This window comes from Tsukamurella sp. 1534, assembly GCF_000312385.1.
Taxonomy (GTDB): Bacteria; Actinomycetota; Actinomycetes; order Mycobacteriales; family Mycobacteriaceae; genus Tsukamurella.
This window is the reverse complement of sequence record NZ_HE997627.1, coordinates 1,157,404-1,176,267: the sequence shown is the minus strand read 5'-3', so window position 1 is coordinate 1,176,267 and position 18,864 is coordinate 1,157,404. Positions and strand designations below refer to the sequence as shown.

Annotated in this window: 15 protein-coding genes; 7 read left to right on the top strand and 8 right to left on the bottom strand. The window is 71.6% G+C overall.

Annotation, left to right across the window (positions count from 1 at the left end; all coding sequences use genetic code 11):
• The 5 genes from BN39_RS17955 to BN39_RS17935 all read left to right on the top strand — a co-directional run.
• Window positions 1-942, top strand: a 942-nt coding sequence (locus BN39_RS17955) for a PLP-dependent aminotransferase family protein (protein WP_192814871.1), incomplete at its 5' end; no start/stop codon positions are given.
• A 231-nt stretch (window positions 943-1,173) separates the two neighbouring features.
• Complete coding sequence (locus BN39_RS17950) at window positions 1,174-3,216, top strand: FAD-dependent oxidoreductase (protein WP_019203830.1); 2,043 nt, start codon at window positions 1,174-1,176, stop codon at window positions 3,214-3,216.
• A 221-nt stretch (window positions 3,217-3,437) separates the two neighbouring features.
• Window positions 3,438-3,797, top strand: a complete 360-nt coding sequence (locus BN39_RS17945) for a bifunctional 3-phenylpropionate/cinnamic acid dioxygenase ferredoxin subunit (RefSeq protein ID WP_019203829.1) — start codon at window positions 3,438-3,440, stop codon at window positions 3,795-3,797.
• On the top strand, window positions 3,794-4,951 hold the full coding sequence (locus BN39_RS17940; RefSeq protein WP_019203828.1) for an NAD(P)/FAD-dependent oxidoreductase: 1,158 nt from the start codon (window positions 3,794-3,796) through the stop codon (window positions 4,949-4,951). The genes BN39_RS17945 and BN39_RS17940 overlap by 4 nt, the downstream gene beginning before the upstream one ends.
• A 52-nt stretch (window positions 4,952-5,003) precedes the next feature.
• Complete coding sequence (locus BN39_RS17935; RefSeq protein ID WP_019203827.1) at window positions 5,004-6,128, top strand: aromatic ring-hydroxylating dioxygenase subunit alpha; 1,125 nt, start codon at window positions 5,004-5,006, stop codon at window positions 6,126-6,128.
• Here BN39_RS17935 and BN39_RS17930 read toward each other — a convergent pair.
• From BN39_RS17930 to BN39_RS17910, 5 genes are all read right to left on the bottom strand, one after another.
• Window positions 6,125-6,946: an IclR family transcriptional regulator gene (locus BN39_RS17930; RefSeq protein WP_019203826.1), complete on the bottom strand. Its 822-nt coding sequence runs from the start codon at window positions 6,944-6,946 to the stop codon at window positions 6,125-6,127. The genes BN39_RS17935 and BN39_RS17930 overlap by 4 nt on opposite strands.
• 98 nt (window positions 6,947-7,044) lie before the next feature.
• Entirely contained in the window at window positions 7,045-7,692 is a 648-nt protein-coding gene (locus BN39_RS22405; RefSeq protein ID WP_019203825.1) for a sarcosine oxidase subunit gamma, read from the bottom strand.
• Window positions 7,685-10,492 (bottom strand): 2Fe-2S iron-sulfur cluster-binding protein, encoded by a 2,808-nt coding sequence (locus BN39_RS17920; protein WP_019203824.1) that lies wholly within the window; start codon window positions 10,490-10,492, stop codon window positions 7,685-7,687. Before BN39_RS17920 ends, BN39_RS22405 begins: the two co-directional genes overlap by 8 nt.
• Window positions 10,489-10,767 carry a sarcosine oxidase subunit delta gene (locus BN39_RS17915; protein ID WP_019203823.1) on the bottom strand — a complete coding sequence of 93 codons (279 nt, stop codon included), beginning with the start codon at window positions 10,765-10,767 and terminating at the stop codon, window positions 10,489-10,491. Before BN39_RS17915 ends, BN39_RS17920 begins: the two co-directional genes overlap by 4 nt.
• 10 nt (window positions 10,768-10,777) lie before the next feature.
• Window positions 10,778-12,010 carry a sarcosine oxidase subunit beta family protein gene (locus BN39_RS17910; RefSeq protein WP_019203822.1) on the bottom strand — a complete coding sequence of 411 codons (1,233 nt, stop codon included), beginning with the start codon at window positions 12,008-12,010 and terminating at the stop codon, window positions 10,778-10,780.
• 157 nt (window positions 12,011-12,167) lie between these two features.
• On the opposite strand from BN39_RS17910, the gene BN39_RS17905 reads away from it, so the two are divergent.
• Complete coding sequence (locus BN39_RS17905; protein WP_019203821.1) at window positions 12,168-12,860, top strand: GntR family transcriptional regulator; 693 nt, start codon at window positions 12,168-12,170, stop codon at window positions 12,858-12,860.
• Window positions 12,861-12,976: 116 nt separating this feature from the next.
• Window positions 12,977-13,768, top strand: a complete 792-nt coding sequence (locus BN39_RS17900; protein WP_051159042.1) for a 5'-nucleotidase, lipoprotein e(P4) family — start codon at window positions 12,977-12,979, stop codon at window positions 13,766-13,768.
• Between the two features lie 76 nt (window positions 13,769-13,844).
• On the opposite strand, the gene BN39_RS17895 is transcribed toward BN39_RS17900, so the two are convergent.
• Genes BN39_RS17895 through BN39_RS17885 form a run of 3 tightly spaced genes read right to left on the bottom strand, consistent with a single transcriptional unit; the run spans window position 13,845 to window position 18,774 of the window.
• A complete protein-coding gene (locus BN39_RS17895; protein WP_019203819.1) occupies window positions 13,845-14,570 on the bottom strand; it encodes an MBL fold metallo-hydrolase in 726 nt (241 codons plus the stop codon).
• Entirely contained in the window at window positions 14,567-16,774 is a 2,208-nt protein-coding gene (gene glgB, locus BN39_RS17890) for a 1,4-alpha-glucan branching protein GlgB (protein WP_019203818.1), read from the bottom strand. The genes BN39_RS17895 and glgB overlap by 4 nt, the downstream gene beginning before the upstream one ends.
• The gene (locus tag BN39_RS17885) at window positions 16,774-18,774 is read right to left on the bottom strand and encodes a maltotransferase domain-containing protein (protein WP_019203817.1); all 2,001 of its coding nucleotides are present in this window, start codon (window positions 18,772-18,774) and stop codon (window positions 16,774-16,776) included. The genes glgB and BN39_RS17885 overlap by 1 nt, the downstream gene beginning before the upstream one ends.
• Window positions 18,775-18,864 lie beyond the last annotated feature (90 nt).

Here is an 18,864-nt window from a genome sequence, read left to right as displayed (position 1 = left end):
GCGGTCCCCGCGCCCCGCCTGGACGTGCTGCGGGCCGCGCTGGCGACGCAACTGCGCCGCCGCCGTGCGGTGGCGTGCGCCCCGTCGGACATCCGGCTCTTCCCCGGCGTGAACCCCGCGCTGCTCACGCTCGCGTCGTGGTTCGCCGCGCCGATCGCCACCGAGACCCCGGGGTACCGCCGCGCGTTCGACGCCTTCACCACCAGCGGGAACCGCGTGACCGGCGTCCCCGTCGACGAGGAGGGGATCGTCGTCGATCGGCTGCCGGGCGGGCGCTGCCTGGTGTACACGACACCCGCGCACCAGTATCCGACCGGCGTGCGGCTGTCGATGCCGCGCCGGCTCGCGCTCGTCGAGTGGGCGCGCGCCACCGACAGCCTCGTGATCGAGGACGACTACGACGGCGAGTTCTCCTACGATGTCGCGCCGCTGCCCGCGCTGCAGCGGCTGGCCCCCGAGCGGGTCGTGTACCTGGGCACGGCGTCGAAGGCCCTCACTCCGCAGCTCCGTCTCGCCTGGGCGGTGCTGCCCGAACGGTGCCGCGGCATGCCGAACGCCGGCCACGGGTCCGGGGAGGGGGTCGACGGCACGGCGGCCGCGATGCTGGCGCACTTCATCGACTCCGGGAGCTGGGACGTGCATGTGGCGCGGGCCAGCCGGACGTACGGGGCGCGCCTCGCCGCCCTGCGCCGCGCGCTGGCGCATCACGTTCCGCGGGCGCGCGTGCTCGGCGTGGAGGCGGGCCTGCATCTCACGGTGGACCTGGGCTCCGCGCCGGCGCTCCACCGCGCCGTGGGGAACCTGGCCGCGCACGGCTACCGGGTGGCCACCGTCGCCCCGCACGAGACGGAGCGATCGGGCCGGCACGACGGTGCGCTGATGCTCTCGTTCGCGAACCTGCCGGAGACGAAGGCGGATTCGGTGGTGTCCCTGCTGCGCTGAGCGGTGCCCCCCGCGCGGGTCGGGGTGGGCGGCGCGGGGCGTCGCCGGCACGGGCCCCGCCCGTCGTCGTGGCCCGCTCGATCCGGGGTGGATCCGCCGGAATCCTTGCGCTCGGGGTGCGGCTGCAATAGTGTCGGCCACACTGATATGTCAGATGCACAGCAGAGTCTGTTCAGTCCTGACATCGGCGGCCCGCCCCGCAGGCCGCCACAGACACTCGGAGGTGATCCGATGACCGCCGGCATCGTCGACCCCCTGCGTGAGCCGTTCCGGCTGCGATACCTGACTCTGCGCAATCGCGTGGTGAGCACGTCGCACGAACCCGCGTACGCCGAGGGCGGGCTGCCGAAGGAGCGGTACCGCGCCTATCACGTCGAGAAGGCAAGGGGTGGTGTTGGTCTCACGATGGTCGGCGGCTCCGCCGTCGTCGCCCCGGACAGCCCGCCCGCCTTCGGCAATCTCGAACTCCATCGCGACGAGATCGTGCCGTGGCTGCGTGCGATGGCCGACGAGGTGCACGAGCACGGCGCCGCCATCATGTGTCAGGTCACCCACCTCGGCCGCCGGACCAGCAACTACGACGGTGACTGGCTGCCGCTGATCGCGCCGTCGCCCCTGCGCGAGCCCGCGCACCGCTCGTTCCCGAAGGTGGCCGAGCAGTGGGACCTCGACCGGATCGCGCGCGCCTACGCCGACGGCGCCGCCCGGTGCCGGGACGCCGGCCTCGACGGGATCGAACTCGAGGCGTACACCCATCTCCTGGACAGCTTCTGGTCGCCGCTGACCAATCGCGCCGGGGACCCGTACGGCGGTTCCCTCGAGGAGAGGCTGCGGTTCCCGCTGCAGGTGATCCGCGCCGTCCGCGAGAGCGTCGGCCCCGATTACATCGTGGGCATCCGGATGTCCTTCGACGAGGACGCACCGGGCGGCCTGGAACAGGACGCGGCGCTGGACGTCGCCCGCAGGCTGGTCGCGGAGGGCCTCGACTTCATCAGCGCGATCAAGGGGCACATGGCCAGCGACGAGGCGCTCTCGCGGGTGATCCCTCCGATGGGGACCCCGGTGGCGCCCCACCTGGAGCTCGCGGGCGCGGTCCGCCGGGAGCTGCGGGTGCCGGTCATGCACGCCGCCCGGATCAACGACGTCTCGACGGCCCGGCACGCGATCCGCGACGGGTACCTCGACCTGGTCGGGATGACCCGTGCGCACATCGCGGACCCGCACATCGTGGCGAAGATCGAGCGGGGCGACGAGGACCGGATCCGGCCCTGCGTCGGCGCCACCTATTGCCTCGACGAGATCTACCAGGCCCGCGACGCCAAGTGCATCCACAATCCGTCGACGGGGCGCGAGACGGCGCTGCCGCACACGGTGGACCGTGCGGTACGGGCACGGACAGCGGTGGTGGTCGGCGCCGGCGCGGCGGGCCTCGAAGCCGCGCGGGTGCTGGCCGAGCGGGGACACCGCGTCGTGGTGCTCGAAGCCGCGGACGCCGCGGGCGGGCAGCTGCTCCTGGCGTCCGCGGCTCCCCGCCGCAGGGACCTGATCGGCGTCGTCGACTGGCGGCTCGGAGAATGCGAGATCCTCGGCGTCGAGATCCGCTACGGGGTGTTCGCCGGCCCGGCCGAGGTGCTGGCCGAAGGGCCCGACGTGGTCGTGGTCGCGACCGGTGGCCTGCCGAACACCGACTTCCTGGTCGAGGGCGCCGACCTGGTCTCGGACTCGTGGGACGTGATGAGCGGATCGTTCCGGCCCTCCGGTGCGGTGCTGCTGTTCGACGACAACGGCGGGCACCCGGGGATGGACGCCGCCGAGGTCCTCGCCCTCGGCGGTGCCGATCTCGAGATCGTCACTCCGGAAAGGGTTCTCGCGCCCGATGTGGGTGGCGTGAACTATCCGGGGTATTTCCGGGTGTTCGCGGAGCACGACGTGCGGATCACGCTCAACGAGCGGCTCGTCGCCGTGCGCCGCAGCGCCGGCCGGCTCGAGGTGGACCTGTACAACGAGTACGCGCACGTCACCCGGAACCGATCCTTCGATCAGGTGGTGGTGGAGCACGGCACACTGCCGCAGGACGAGCTGTACCACGCGCTCGTGCCGGGCTCGTCGAACCTGGGCGAGGTCGATCACGCGGCTCTGCTCGCGTCGCGGCCCCAGGCGGTCGAGCGCAATCCCGGCGGCGGGTACCAGTTGTTCCGGATCGGCGACGCGGTCAGCAGTCGCAATGTGCACGCCGCCGTCTTCGACGCCTTCCGGCTCTGCCGCGTGCTCTGAGAGCCGCCGGAATCCGGCCGTGGAACGGCCCCGAACCGGAGCTACTCGTCAGTAGAAGCGAGTGGTAGAGGCGGTTTTCCGATCGATTCCGGCGTGTCGTGCGCCACCTGTTGACATCGGGAAGCGGCGTGACCCACAATTCGCCTAAGGTCGCAAACTGCGGAACTTGGTTCACATTGCGCAACACGACCGACTGTCGTCACTCCACGGAGGTCTCAGCCATGATCGAGGTCTGTCCCCTATCCGAACTCGGCCCGGGCGACGCCGTCCGCGTCGGGTCGGACCCGCCGATCGCGGTCTTCCACACCGAGGACGGCCAGGTGTTCGCGATCGACGACACGTGCAGCCACCAGGACGCGTCGCTGGCCGACGGATGGCTCGAGGGCTGCGCGGTGGAGTGCCCCCTGCACACCTCGCGGTTCGACCTGCGCTCCGGCCGGGTGGACGCGCCGCCCGCGAAGAAGCCGGTGCGCACGCACAGGGTGGAGGTCGTCGACGGGGTGATCCGCGTCGAGATGAGCACCGCGCCACCGAATCTCCCTCCGTCCATGGCGCCGCGAGAGGTGGTGGGGCGGTCATGAGGTCCGTCGCCGTCATCGGGGCGTCGCTCGCTGGGCTGTGCGCCGCCCGCGCCCTGCGGGATCAGGGGTTCGAGGGGGAGATCAGCGTGATCGGCGACGAAGTGCACCGGCCGTACGACCGGCCTCCGCTCTCGAAGGACTTCCTGCTGGGCGTCCTCGACCAGATCGACCTCGCGCTGGAGACGGACAGCGAGCCGGACGTGCGCTGGGTGTTGGGGCGCCGGGCCGTCAGGCTCGACGGTGCCACCGCCGAGATCGAGCTGGACGACGGCTCGCGTATCGCGGCGGACGGGGTGATCGTCGCGACCGGCGCGCGGGCCAGGCCGTTCGCGGGCCGCGGGCTCGCCGGCGTGCACGTGCTGCGCACCCTGGAGGACGCGCTGGCGCTCCGCGAGGAGCTTCGCCCCGGCACGCGCATGGCGGTCATCGGAGCCGGGTTCATCGGCGCCGAGGTGGCGTCGACGGCGCACAAGCGCGGGCTCGACGTCACCGTGATCGAGGCCGCGGAGGTTCCGCTCGCGGGCGCCCTCGGCGCGACCCTGGGGGCCGCGCTGGCGCGGGTCCACGAGGAGAACGGCGTGCGGCTGTCGTGCGGCACCGGCGTCGCGGAGCTCACCGGTGCCGGCCGCGTGACGGGGGTCGCCCTCACCGACGGCCGGCACATCCCCGCCGACGTGGTCGTCGTCGGCATCGGCGCCAACCCCAACGTGGAGTGGCTGCAGGGCGGGCCCGTCGAGCTGGACGACGGCGTCCGGTGCGATGCCCGCGGCGGCACCTCGGTGCCGCAGGTCGTCGCGGTCGGCGACTGTGCCTCCTGGTACGACCCGGTGCTCGGCCGCCAGCACCGCGTCGAGCACTGGACCGGCGCCATGGAACGGCCGGCGATCGCCGTCTCCACGCTGCTCAACGGCTCGTACCCGGGCATAGCCCCGGCGAAACCGCCCTACTTCTGGTCCGAGCAGTACGACAGGCGGATCCAGTTCGCGGGATACCCGCACCTCGCGGACAGCGTCGACGTCGAGCTCGGCAGCCCGGACGGGCCGAGCTTCCTCGCTGTCTACCGCCGCGAGGGCGTCGCGGTGGCCGCGCTCGGGGTGAACCGCCCACGCGAGTTCACCCGCGTCCGCCGCGGGCTCTGCCCGGTCGCGGCCTGACCGGACCACCGGCGCCGCGATCCCGGCGGCCCGCCTCACCGAGGGAGACGACGTGTCCATCATCAGCACCCCGCAGTCCAGCGTGATTCCCACGCTGGGCGGCGCCTACTACGTCGATCCGGCTGTCTTCGCCTCCGAGCAGGAGCGGATCCTCGAGGCGATGTGGTTCTGCGCCGCGCGGTCGGCCGATCTGGACCGCCCCGGCGCCTTCCGCACCGTGCAGGTCGGGCGGGAGAGCGTGATCGTGTCGCGCTCGCGCAGGGGGGAGCCCCGGGCGTTCCTCAACGTGTGCCGGCACCGCGGCGCCAGGCTGTGCACGGAGCAGTCCGGTGTGGCCGAGCGGAGATTCCAATGCCCTTACCACGCATGGACGTACGACCTGGACGGCAAGCTCATCGCCGCCCCCAACCTGACCGGGATGCCGGACATCGACCGCGTCGAGTACGGGTTGCGCGCGGTCGCGCTGCGCGAGTGGCTGGGGTACGTGTGGATCTGCCTGGCGGACGATCCGCCGTCGTTCGAGGACTCGGTGATCGGCGAGGTCGTGGACCGGCTCGGGGACGTGGACGCGTTGTCCCACTACGGGATCGACGGCCTGGCGCTCGGGAGGCGGATCGTCTACGACGTGGCGGCCAACTGGAAGCTGATCGTCGAGAACTTCATGGAGTGCTACCACTGCGCCACGATCCACCCCGAACTGACCGAGGTGCTCCCGGAGTTCGCGGACGGGTACGCCGCCCAGTACTTCGTCGGTCACGGCGCCGAGTTCGGCGCGGAGGTGGCTGGGTTCACCGTGGACGGCACGGAGGGCGTGGGCCGCCTCCCCGGGATCACCGAGGATCAGGACCGGCGCTACTACGCGATCACCGTGAAGCCGCTGGTGTTCATCAACCTCGTCCCCGATCACGTGATCTTCCACCGGATGTACCCGATGGCGGCGGATCGGACGGTCGTCGAGTGCGATTGGCTGTACCCGCCGGAGGCGGTGGAGTCGGGACGCGACCTGAGCCGTTCGGTCGAGTTGTTCCATCGCGTCAACCAGCAGGACTTCGAGGCGTGCGAGCGGTGCCAGCCCGCGATGTCCTCGCGGCTGTACCGGGACGGCGGCGTGCTGGTGCCGAGCGAACATCACATCGGGGCGTTCCACGCGTGGCTGCGGGAGCGGCTCGGCACCTAGTCCCGCGGGGGCTGCTCCCGCGCGAAATAGCCCATCCGGTGGCTGATCTCCCGTCCGGCGGTGATCACCGCGGGGGTGACCTCGGCGATCCGCTCCCGGGTGAACCGGTACACCGGTCCGGACGCGCTGAGTGCGGCCACCACGGATCCCGTGTGGTCGCGCACCGGGACCGCGACGGCGTTGAGGCCCTCTTCGAGCTCCTCGAAACTGGTGCCGTGTCCCTGTTCCTCGATCACGGCCAACTGGCCGCGGAGCAGCTTGGGGCGTGTCACCGTGTGGCCGGTGAACTTCTCGAGGGGCAGTTCCCGGATCAGTCTGTCCGCCGTCGACATGCTCTGGTGCGCCAGCAGCACCTTGCCGCTGGAGGTCGCGTGCAACGGTGTGGGGGCGCCGACCCAGTTCTGCGTCCCCACCGCGGAGGGGCCGAGCGCCTGGCACACGTTGATCGAGTACACGCCACGGATCACGGCGACGTTCACGGTCTCGCCGACCTCGGCCGCGAGGGCATCGCACACGGGCTGAGCGAGATTCGCGATGTTCTGCCGGGTGGACATGGTGGACGCGAGCCGCAGGATCCCGTGGCTGAGCCGGTACTTGCCACGGGAGTCGTTCTGCTCCACCAACTCCCGCGACTCCAATGCGCTGAGAAGCCGGAACGCCGTCGATTTGTGCACGCCGATCGCGGCCGCGACCTCGCTGACCCCCGCCTCGCCCTCGCGGGCGAGGAGCTCGAGAACGCTGATCGCCCGGTCGACGGCCTGGACGCCCCTGGGAGGGCCACCCGCCGCGCCGTCGGATCCGTTGTCGAGCTTTCCCATGGTCGTTCACTATAGGACGTGCCGCGCGCGGCACGTGCGCACCGCAGGGGCGCGGCGCCGACGCCGGACACGGCGTGATCGGGCGATCGGCGGGGCGCCTACCCGGCCCGCGCGGTGTCCGGGAACGCGAGGTGCTCGACGGCGGCGTCGGCCAGCCAGTCCAGGAGGTAGCGGGCGAAGGTCGCGCGCACGAGGATCGTGACGTCGTCCGTGGCGGTGCCTGAGCCGGATTCAGGCTCGGCTTCCGGTTCGAGTTCGGGTTCGGGTTCGGCGATGAGGATCGCGCCGGTCAGCGCGAGGGTCGTGTGCACGGCGGATCCGGGGCCGAACACGCGGGGGTGCAGGTCGATCGAGCATCCCGAGGCCAGGACGTCCCGCGCCCAGGGGGCACGCAGCCGCAGGACCGTGCGGTGCGATGTCACGTCGATCACGGCCCCCGCGTCGCCGGGAATCGCGACGGCGAGGTCCGCCGCGCACGCGCGGCCGTTCGCCGAGCGGTCGATCACCAGCCACTCGTCGGGGCCGAGCCACACCGCCACGCGGTCGCCGGAGCGCGTCGCGCGGCCCGGCCCGGGGAGCGGCGATGCCAGGGCCGCTTCTGCCGCCGGCACCGCGCCGTCCCGAGCGCGGAGCGAGACCATCGCGGCCGGGACCTCCTCCACGAGCGCCGCCGGCGCCGCGGGCAGGAGCGGAGAGACGGGGCCCAGCGCGCTCGCCGGCGCGGGCGGAGTCGGGTGGTCAGCCATCGCGGCGTTCTCCTTCGGGATCGACGAGCACGGTGCCGGTGACCTCGACCGGGACGAGGCGGTCGGCGACGGGCACGTGCAGCACCTCGCCGATCCGCTCGCGCCCTCCGCGCAGCAGCGCCAGCGCGAACGGCCGGCCGAGTGCGGCGCTGCGGTAGCTCGACGTCACGTGCCCCAGCATGGGGACGGGGGGAGGAGGGAGAACCCCGTCGGCGACGTGCTCGATGATCTGGGAGCCCTCCGGCAGAACGGTGTCCCGGTCGGTGGGCAGCAGACCGACGAACTGCTTGCGGAGGGGGTTGCGGTTCTCGACGCGGTCGAACGAGCGCTTGCCGAGGAAGTCCACCTTCTTCTTCGACACCGCCCACGACATCCCCAGGTCCTGCGGCGTCACGGTGCCGTCGGTGTCCTGGCCGATGATCGGGTAGCCCTTCTCGGCGCGCAGGACGTGCATCGCCTCGGTGCCGTACGGGGTGAGATTCAGCCCGCTGCCCGCGCCGACGATCGCGTCCCAGACCGCGAGCGCGTGCCGGCTCTCCACGTGGACCTCGTAGGCCAGTTCGCCGGAGAAGCTGACCCGGCCCAGGCGCACCGGGACGTCGACGATCGTGGCGTCCTTCCACGCCATGAATCCGAAGGCGTCGTTGCCGAGGTCGATATCGGCGATGCGGCCCAGGAGTTTCCGCGAGAGCGGGCCGACCACCGGGAACGTGGACCAGTGGTCGGTCACCGAGGTCAGGAACACCCGCAGGTGCGGCCATTCGGTCTGCAGCCACTGCTCCATCCAGTCGAGCACGGTCGCGGCGCCGCCGGTGGTGGTGAAGGCGAGGTAGTGCTCGTCGTCGATCCGCATGACCGTGCCGTCGTCGAGCACCATGCCGTCCACGCCGCACATCACGCCGTACCGGATCATGCCCGGCCTGAGCGTGCTCATCATGGTGGTGTACATCATGTCCATGAACCACGGCGCGTCCGGGCCGCGCACGTCGATCTTGCCGAGCGTGGAGCCGTCCAGGAGACCGACACCCGTTCGCACCGCGGCGCATTCGCGGAGCACCGCCGCCTCCATGTGCTCGCTCCCGACGGGGAAGTAGCGGGGGCGCTTCCACTGGCCGACGTCCTCGAACACGGCGCCCCGGGCCACGTGGCGGTCGTGGACGGCCGTGGTCCGGACCGGGTCGAACAACGCGCCCCGCGACCGGCCGGCCAGGGAAGCGAAGGCGACCGGCGTGTAGGGCGGGCGGAAGGTGGTCGTGCCGAGCTCGTCGATCGGCACGCCGAGGAGCTCGGCGGTGATACCCGAGGCGATCACCCCCGAGGTCTTGCCCTGATCGTGCGCCGTACCGATCGTGGTGTAGCGCTTGATGTGCTCCATCGACCGCAGGCCGGCCCCCACTGCCCGGCCCAGTTCGGTGACCGTCACGTCGCGCTGGACGTCCACGAAGGACGTCGCGGGGTCGGCCGCGGCGACCCGCCACAGCGTCCGCGCCGGCGCCGCGGGCGTCGCCTCTCCGAGGTCCGGTGCGTCCGTGAGGGCGCCGCGAGCGGCCTCGGCCCCGGAGCGCACGCACCCCGCGGTGTCGAGGACTCCGGCCGCGGCGCCCGCGACGGCCACGCCGGGCAGCGGGGCGCCGGGCAGGAAGGCGCCGAGCGCACCGTCGAACCGCAGTGTCCCGCGGACCTGGCTGAACAGGTGCACCGCGGGATTCCACCCGCCGCTCACGAGCACGGTGTCGCAGTCCACGGGCACTCCCGACCCCGGGCGGTCCTCCTCCTCGATCGTGGCGCCCTCGACCTCGGCGGTGCCGAGCGCCGCCACCACCACCGAGGCCGGCCGCAGGGCGATCCCGCGCTGGGTGCATCCGGTGCGGAGAGTGGGGGAGACGGCGGGACGCGCGTCGACGACGGCGACGATCTCGGCGCCCGCGTCGTGCAGTTCGAAGGCCGCGCGGTAGGCGGCGTCGTCGGTGGTGAAGACGACGGCCCGGCGGCCCACGAGCACCGCGTGGCGGTGCAGGAACTCCCGAGCGCTCGCCGCGAGCATCACGCCGGGGAGATCGTTGCCGGAGAACACGATCGGGCGTTCGTGTGCGCCGGTGGCGATCATCGTGGACGACGCCCGGATCCGCCACACCCGTTGCCGCGAGACGCGAGGGTCGGGGTCCCGGAGATGATCGGTGCGGCGTTGCAGGGCGAGCATGAAGCCGTCGTCGTAGTGCCCGAACGCGGTGGTCCGCTGCAGGTGTGTGACGTCCGGGTTCCCGTCGAGCTCCGCGGCCGCGGCGGACACCCAGTCCGTGGCCGGCCCGTCGGGCGCGGCGGTCAGCGCCCCGCCCGCCGTTGCCCGGTCGTCGACGAGGACCACCCGGTCGCCCCGGCGCGCCGCGGTGAGCGCCGCCGCCAGCCCCGCGGGGCCCGCGCCCGCCACCAGCGTGTCGCAGTGGATGTGCCGGGCGTCGTAGCGGGCCGGATCGGGTTCCGTGGTGAGGCGCCCTTGCCCGGGGAGCCCGCGCACGACGAGGCCGTCGACGAGCTCGACGGTGCTCGCGAGGAGCATCGGCTCGGGGAAGGGCCGCTCGATCTGGACCAGGCCGCCCGAGTCCTCGACCCACGCCGCCGAGATGCCGCGGGGCCGGCCCAGTTTGACGCTCGTGGCGACGGCGCGGACGCCGTTCGCGAGGAGCGCCGAGGCCACGGTGTCGCCCGGGTGGCCGCTGTACTCGGTGCCGTCGAAGGTGAAGCGGAGCGTCCTGCCCCGGTCGATGCGGCCGCCGCGCGCGGTCCGGTGCGGCGCGGTCATCGGCCGCCCGCCTGTCCGTCGCCCGGCCGGTCGACGCTCACGAACCGGTAGGTGCGGGTGTCGCGCACCGCCTCGAACCAGCGGCGGCACCCGCCGGCGTGCGACCACTGCTCGACGAATTCGCCTGCGGGGTCGGCGCGGAAGAACACGAACTCCGCCCAGCTGCGGTCGTCCAGCGCGGCGGGATCGTCGGGGTAGGCGACGCGGGCCTGCCCGCCGTAGTGGAATTCGACCTCCTCGCGGGGGCCGCACCAGGGACATTCGATGAGTTGCATGTGCGGCCTCCTAGTGGGCGACGGCGGCGGCGCCGTGCTCGTCGACGAGTGCTCCGGTGGTGAACCGCTCCAGCGAGAACGGTGCGACGAACGGGTGCGGTTCGCCGGTCGCGACGGTGTGCGCGAGGCACCATCCGATACCGGGGGTCGCCTTGAAACCGCCTGTTCCCCAGCCGCAATTGAGGTAGACGTTGTCGTACGGCGTGAATCCGACAACGGGGGAGGCGTCGGGGGTGACGTCGACGATCCCGGCCCACGAGCGCAGCAGGTGCGCGCGGGCGAAGGCGGGGAAGAGCTCGACCGCCGCGGCCATCTGCCGCTCGATGATGTGGAACGCCCCGCGTTGCCCGTACCCGACGTAGGAGTCGACGCCCGCGCCCATCACGAGCTCGCCCTTGTGCGCCTGTGAGACGTACACGTGCACCGCGTTCGACATGACGATCGTCGGGTGCACGGGTTCGAGCAGCTCGGACACCAGCGCCTGCAGCGGGTGGCTCTGCACCGGGATCCGGAATCCGAGCATGTCCGCCAGCACCGCCGAATGGCCTGCTGCGCAGAGCACGACGCGGCCCGCGTGGATGTCCCCGCGCGTGGTCCGGACCGTCGTGACGCGGTCTCCGCTGGAGGCGAATCCCGTGACCTCGCAGCCCTGGATGATGTCGGCACCCGCGCGGTCGATGCTGCGCGCCATGCCCCAGGCGACGTAGTCGTGCTTCGCGATCCCCGCCCGGGGCTGATAGGTCGCGCCGAGCACGGGGTAGCGGATGTCCTCCGAGGTGTTGACGATGGGGCAGATCTCCGCGACCCGGTCCGGGGTCACCCATTCGGCGTCGATCCCGTTGAGGCGGTTGGCCTCCACCCTTCGGACGCTGTCCCGCACGTCCTGCAGCGAGTGCGCCAGGTTGAGCACGCCGCGCCGGCTGAACAGGATGGGGTAGTCGAGGTCCTGCTCGAGGCCCTCCCACAGGCTGAGCGAGTGATCGTAGATCCGGGCGCTCTCGTCCCACAGGTAGTTGGACCTGATCAGCGTGGTGTTGCGCGCCATGTTCCCGCCGGCCAGCCACCCCTTCTCCAGGACCGCCACGTCGGTGATGCCGTGGTTCCGCGCGAGGTAGTGGGCCGTCGCGAGTCCGTGGCCGCCGCCGCCCACGATCACCACGTCGTAGGTGCGCCGGGGATCGGGCGAGTTCCACAGGAAGTCCGGGTGCTCCGGTAGGTGCGCGCCGGGGGGCTGGGCTGGCATGGGCGGCCTCTTCGTGGTGGTGGGAATGCCTGTCGCTGCTGATCCGTCAGATGGGCCATGATTGATATATCAGAACGGACATAGGATAAGCTCAGCCCGACGCACAGGTCAACGGATTCGCCGAATCCGTCCGGGGTCGCCGACGTGAGGAGCTGGGATGAGCGCGGGTGTCGAGGTCCGTCCGGAACCGGCGGGTGGGGCCACGAACGCCGACGTGGCGTACGAGCAGATCAGGGAGCGCCTGATCATGCTGGACATCCGCCCCGGCGAGCCGATCAACGACGAGCGGCTGGCCGCCGAGCTCGGGTTCGGACGCACCCCGGTGCGGGAGGCTCTCAAGCGACTCGAGCGGGACCGCCTCGTCATGGCGTACCCGCGCCGCGGCACGTTCGCCACGGGGGTGGACATCACCGACCTGGGCCACATCTCGGTGATCCGCAAGCACCTCGAGCCCGTCGCCGCGGGGCTCGCCGCCGCGGCGGCGACGGAGCGGACGCGTGCGGCGTTCGCGCTACTCGCGGACGATCTCGACTCCGCCGACCTGGGCGAGGATCGCCGCGAGATCCTGATGCGGGACGTGCGGATCCATCGCGAGGTGTACCGCGCATCGGGCAATCCCTATCTCGAGGACGTCCTGATCTGCCAGGACGCGCACGCCACCCGTATCTGGTGCCTGTTCCTCGATCGCCTGCCGCAGCTGGTGCCGCACGTGCGCGAGCACGCGGATCTCCTGCGGGCCGTCGCCGACGGTGACGTGGCGGCCGCCGAGCGGTGCGCCCTGGAGCACGTGGTCGGCTTCGAGGCCGCGATCCGCGGCGTGCTGCGCAACGAGGCCCCGGCCGGCGCGTGACCCGCCGCCGGGTTCGTGGGCTGAGAACCGCCCGTGCGCCGCACCGCGTTGTGCAAGGATTCGCCGTGCAACAGATATATCAATCCCGGTTTTTGCGGGGACGGGAGTGTGGGCGGATGCGAGGGATCAGGGCCGGGCTGGCGGCGGCGGGGGTGGTCATCGGCCTCACCGCGTGCGGCGGGGCGGCTCCTGACGGGGCGGCTCCCGGCGGGGCGGGAACGTCCGAGGCGCCGGCCGGCGGCGATTGCGCCGCGGTGCGCGAGTACGCGATGGGGCTCCGGTTCCAGCAACAGAGCGCCGAAGTGGGCGCGCTGCAACGCCAGGCGTACCGCCTGGCGACGGAGCGCCTCGACGCGGCCGTCGAGCGGGGCGGGGCCGAGAAGCCGCTCGCGGTGGTGAGCGATCTGGACGAGACCGCGATCGATAACACGCGGCTCCTGGCGAGGGACCTCGAGGACTGCCACGACTACACGGCGTGGGACACCTGGAAGGACTGGGAGAAGACGGGGAACCCCACGCTCGTCCCCGGCGCCAAGGAGTTCTTCGACCACGCGGCGTCCCGGGGCGTGGCCGTGTACTACGTCTCCGACCGGAACGAGGAGAACAAGGGGCCGACGCTCGCCACCCTGCGCGGACTGGGCCTGCCGGGTGTCGATGACGAGCACGTGCAGCTGCTGGGCCCGCCGAAGTCGGAGCGGCGGGCCGCGATCGCCGCGCACCACACGATCGCCCTCCAACTCGGCGACACGCTCGCGGATTTCGACGGCTTCTACGAGGATGCCGAGGTCCCGGCCCAGCGCGATCGGGTGTCGAGGGATCAGGCGCGATTCGGCGTCGATTGGATCGTGTTCCCCAACGCCTCCTACGGTTCGTGGCGCAAGTCCGAGCTCGCGCCGTGGCAGCCGTAGCCCGGCGCGGCCGCACCGTCGTCCGAGGAGCAGTCGTCCGGCGATTCCGCGAGCAGCGCGTCGAGCCGGGCTTCGACTAGGAGCGCGCCTGCGTCACCGCATCGGCGGGGTCCCCGTGCCACGGATCCCCGTGGCCGGGGGCCAGCACGCCGGCGTCGAGGGCCGCGATGGCGTCCAGGGTGCGCGCGGTCTCGTCGACGTCTGCACTGAACATTCCCGGGAGCAGTTGCGGCCCCGTCGAATCCGAGAGCGGATGCCCCGTCACCAGGGCGTCGCCGGTGGCCACCACCCCGCCGGGCAGGAGGTAGGCGGTGTGCCCGGAGGTGTGGCCGGGGCAGAACACGGGGACGGGCGCGCCGGGCAGGTCGAGCGGGCCGTCCGCGGCGGGGAGCGCCTGCGCGTAGGGCATCTCCACGTGCCCGAGTGCGCCCACCCGCGCCACGTCCCTGATCCACCGGAGCGTGCGCGGCCGCCACGCGGTCGCGGCCACCCGCCACGGCGCCACCTGTTCGTGCACCTCGCCGCGGGCGTGCGCCAGTTCCGCGCCGTGCGTGAACACCGGTGTGCCGTACCGCTCGTGCAGCTTCGCGGCGCCGCCCACGTGATCGATGTGCGCGTGCGTTACCAGGACCGCGCGCACGTCCTCGGGGCGCCGGCCGATCGCGGCGAGTTGCGCGATCACGCGATCCACGTCGCCCGCCCAGCCCGCGTCCACGAGCGTGACGTCCGCACCGTCGACCAGGGCGAGGGTGTTCGCGTGCGTCCCGGTGCCGAACCAGACTCCCGAATCGAGCTGGATCACGACCGGCCGTCGAAGGTGAGCCACACGGCGGAGTTCGGCCCGAGCACCACCTCGGCGGACGCGTCCCGGCCGTGCCACGACCGCGCCTCCGCGGTCACGCCGCCCATGTTGCCGGCGCCGGTGCCCGTGTACTCGGCGGAATCGGTGTTGAGGATCTCCCGCCACGCGCCCGGATACGGGAGCCCCACCCGGTACCGCTCGTGCGTGGCGCCGGAGAAGTTGTACAGGCACAGCACCACGGAACCGTCACTGCCCCAACGCAGGAAGCTCAGCACGTTGTTCTGTGAGTCGTTCGCGTCCACCCACTCGTAGCCCGACGGGGTCACGTCCTGGCTCCACAGCGCGGGGTGCGCGCGGTACGCGGCGTTGAGATCACGGGTGAGGGCCTGGATACCCGCGTGCAGCTCACTCTCCCAGCCGTCGAGGCTGTCCCAGTCCAGGCTGCGCTCCTCGGACCATTCGCGGACCTGCCCGAACTCCTGGCCCATGAACAGCAGCTGCTTGCCGGGATGCCCCCACATGTAGGCGAGCAGCGCGCGCACGCCCGACGCCTTCTGGTGCGCGTCGCCCGGCATGCGCGTCCACAGCGTGCCCTTGCCGTGCACCACCTCGTCGTGACTGATGGGCAGCACGAAGTTCTCGCTCCACGCGTACATCAGCGAGAACGTCACCTCGTGGTGGTGGAAGCTCCGGTGCACCTGGTCGCGTCCCAGATAGCCCAGGGTGTCGTGCATCCAGCCCATGTTCCACTTCATGGTGAACCCGAGGCCGCCGAGATCGGTGCGGCGGGTGACGCCCGGCCAGCTCGTGGACTCCTCGGCCACCGTGACCACGCCGGGGAAGGTCTTGTGCACGGTGGCGTTCATCTCCTGCAGGAACTCCACCGCCTCGAGGTTCTCGCGTCCGCCGTAGACGTTCGGCGTCCAGCCCCCGTCGGGGCGGGAGTAGTCGAGGTAGAGCATCGACGCCACGGCGTCCACCCGCAGGCCGTCCACGTGGAACTCGTCGAACCAGTACAGCGCGTTGGCCACGAGGAAGTTCCGCACCTCGCGCCGGCCGAAGTCGAACACGTAGGTGCCCCAGTCCAACTGCTCGCCGCGCTGGGGGTCACCGTGCTCGTAGAGCGGTGCACCGTCGAACCGGGCCAGCGCCCACGCGTCCTTGGGGAAGTGGGCGGGCACCCAGTCCACGAGCACGCCGATGCCGCGCTCGTGCAGCACGTCCACGAACTCGCGGAACTCGTCGGGCGTACCGAACCGGGACGTGGGCGCGTAGTACGAGGTCACCTGGTAGCCCCAGGAACCACCGAACGGGTGCTCCGCGACCGGCAGCAGCTCGACGTGGGTGAAACCCGTCTCGGTCACGTAGTCGCCGAGCTCCTGCGCCAGCTGCAGGTAGTCCAGCCCCTGCCGCCAGGACCCCAGGTGCACCTCGTAACAGCTCATCGGCCGATCGTTGGGAACCTGCTTGGCGCGCTCCGCGATCCACGCCGCATCGCGCCACCGGTGATGCGATTCGGTCACGATGGACGCGGTGGCCGGGGGCACCTCGGTGCGGCGCGCCATGGGGTCCGCCTTCTCGACCGGGCCGCCCGGGGTGAAGATCCGGAACTTGTAGGCGGCGCCGTCGCCGACGCCCGGGACGAACACCTCCCAGACGCCCGAGGATCCCAGGGTGCGCATGGGGTAGGACTCGCCGCCCCAGTACTCGAAGTCGCCGATCACGGTGACGCCCTGGGCGTTCGGAGCCCACACGGCGAACGAGGTACCCGTGACCTCGCCGTCGGGGGTGGTGTAGCTGCGCACGTGGGCGCCGAGCACCTCCCACAGCCGCTCGTGCCGGCCCTCCGAGATCAGGTGCTGATCCATCTCGCCCACGGTGGGCAGGAAGCGGTAGCCGTCCGCCACCACCTGGCTCCCGGTGGGGTAGAGCACCTCGTACCGGTAGTCGGCCAGGTCCGTGATCGGCACCTCGGTGCCCCACAGCGCACCGTCGAGCCGGGCCAGGGGGTGGCTCTCGCCGCCGATGACCGCGGCCACCGCGGTGGCACCGGGTTTGAGGGCGCGCAGCACCGTGCCGGTCGGGGTCGGGTGCGCACCCAGCACGGCGTGCGGATCGTGATACGTGCCCGCCAGCAGGCGCGCGGCGACGCCGGGGTCGACGGCCGCGGCGGGCGGGGTGGAACCGGTGGGGTTCTGGGTCATCATGCCTCCCGGTAGGACAGGTCCCGGCGCTTCTGCGGGCTCAGCTGGGGCAGGACGAGGATGTGCGCCACGTTGCGCCATGGTTCCAGCCGCACGAAATTGGACTGCCCCCACTGATACACCTCGCCCGACACCTCGTCACGCACGGCGAATCGTTCGTGCCAGTCCAGGCCCACCGCGGGCAGGTCCAGCCAGACGATGCCGGACTCGGCGCCGAACGGGTTGAGGTTGATCACCACGAGCACCACGTCGCCGGTCACCGGATCGTGCTTGCTGTACGCGATCAACGCGTCGTTGTCCACGTGATGGAAGTGCAGGTTGCGCAGCTGCTGCAGCGCGGGATGCCGGCGGCGGATCGTGTTGAGCGAGGTGACCCACGGCTCCAGCGATTCGCCCCGGCTCTGCGCCGCCTTGTAATCGCGCGGCCGCAGCTCGTACTTCTCCGAATCGAGGTACTCCTCGCTGCCCTCCCGCACCGGAAGGTGTTCGTAGAGCTCGTATCCGGAGTACATGCCCCAGCTCGGGGAGAGCGTGGCCGCGAGCGCGGCGCGCAGCGCGAACATGCCCGGGCCGCCGTGCTGCAGGCTCTCGTGCAGGATGTCCGGGGTGTTCACCCAGAGGTTCGGCCGGCACACGTCCGACTTCTCCGCGTGCTCCTTCGCGAACTCCTCGAGCTCCCACTTGGCCGTGCGCCACGTGAAATACGTGTAGCTCTGCGTGAACCCGGCCTTGGCGAGCCCGTACATCCGGGCGGGGCGGGTGAACGCCTCGGCGAGGAAGAGGACGTTCGGGTTGACCTTCTTGACCTCGGCGATCATCCAGTGCCAGAAGTCCGGCGGCTTGGTGTGCGGGTTGTCCACCCGGAACACCTCGACCCCGCGCTGCACCCAGAACAGAGTGACGCGCAGCAACTCCCGGTAGATGCCCACCCGGTCGTCGTCGAAGTTCACCGGGTAGATGTCCTGGTACTTCTTGGGCGGGTTCTCGGCGTACGCGATGGTGCCGTCGGGCAGCACGGTGAACCATTCCGGGTGCTCCGCGGCGTACGGGTGGTCCGGCGCGCACTGGAACGCCAGGTCGAGTGCCACCTCCATACCGAGGTCGCGGACCCGCTGCGCGAAGTAGTCGAAATCGTCCAGCGTGCCGAGTGCGGGGTGCACCGCGTCGTGGCCGCCCTCAGCGGATCCGATCGCCCACGGCGAACCCACGTCGTGCGATTCGGGGGACAGGGTGTTGTTGCGGCCCTTGCGGTTCACCGAACCGATCGGGTGGATCGGAGGAAGGTAGACGATGTCGAATCCCATGTCCGCGATGCGGGGCAGGTCCTCGGCGGCGGTGTGGAAGGTGCCGTGCACCGGGCGCCCCTCGTGGTCCCAGCCCCCCGTCGAGCGGGGGAACAGCTCGTACCAGGAGCCGAACAGCGCGCGCGTGCGGTCGACCCAGATCCGGTACGTCCTCGACTTGGTCACCAGGTCGCGCACCGGGTGCTCGTGCAGCACCCGAACCACCTCGGGATGCAGTGCGGCACCGGTCCGTTCGACCAGGCTCCGATCCGTGTCGCGGAGCGCGGCGGCCGCGGCCGCCAGCGCGGAGCGGTCCGCCTCGGGTACGCCGGGGACCGCGCGGTCCAGCAAGCGGGCGCCCACCTCGAGGTCGTTCGCCAGCTCCGCCGCGCCCTGGCCCGCGGCCAGTTTCTTCTGCACGGCGCTGCGCCACGTGCTCGCGGGATCGGACCAGCCCTCGATCCGGAGGGACCAGTAGCCCATCAGATCCGCGCTGATCAGCGCGTGGAAACGGTCCGGTTCCGCGGCGGGCGACATCCGGATCGCCGTGACCGAGCCGTCCGGCCCCGTCAGGACGACCGATGCCGCGACCGCGTCGTGCCCCTCCCGCCACACCGTGGCGGACACGGGGACGACCTCGCCGACCACTGCCTTACCGGGATATTGCCCGCACGACACCACGGGTTCGATGTCGTCGATGCCGATGCGCCCTGTCACCGGGTCAACGGTAGTCGACGTGACCCGCGCGCGGGCGGGTACGTACAGCCCCGGGCATGCTGTTCGCCGTTGGTCCTCCGGACGTTTCCG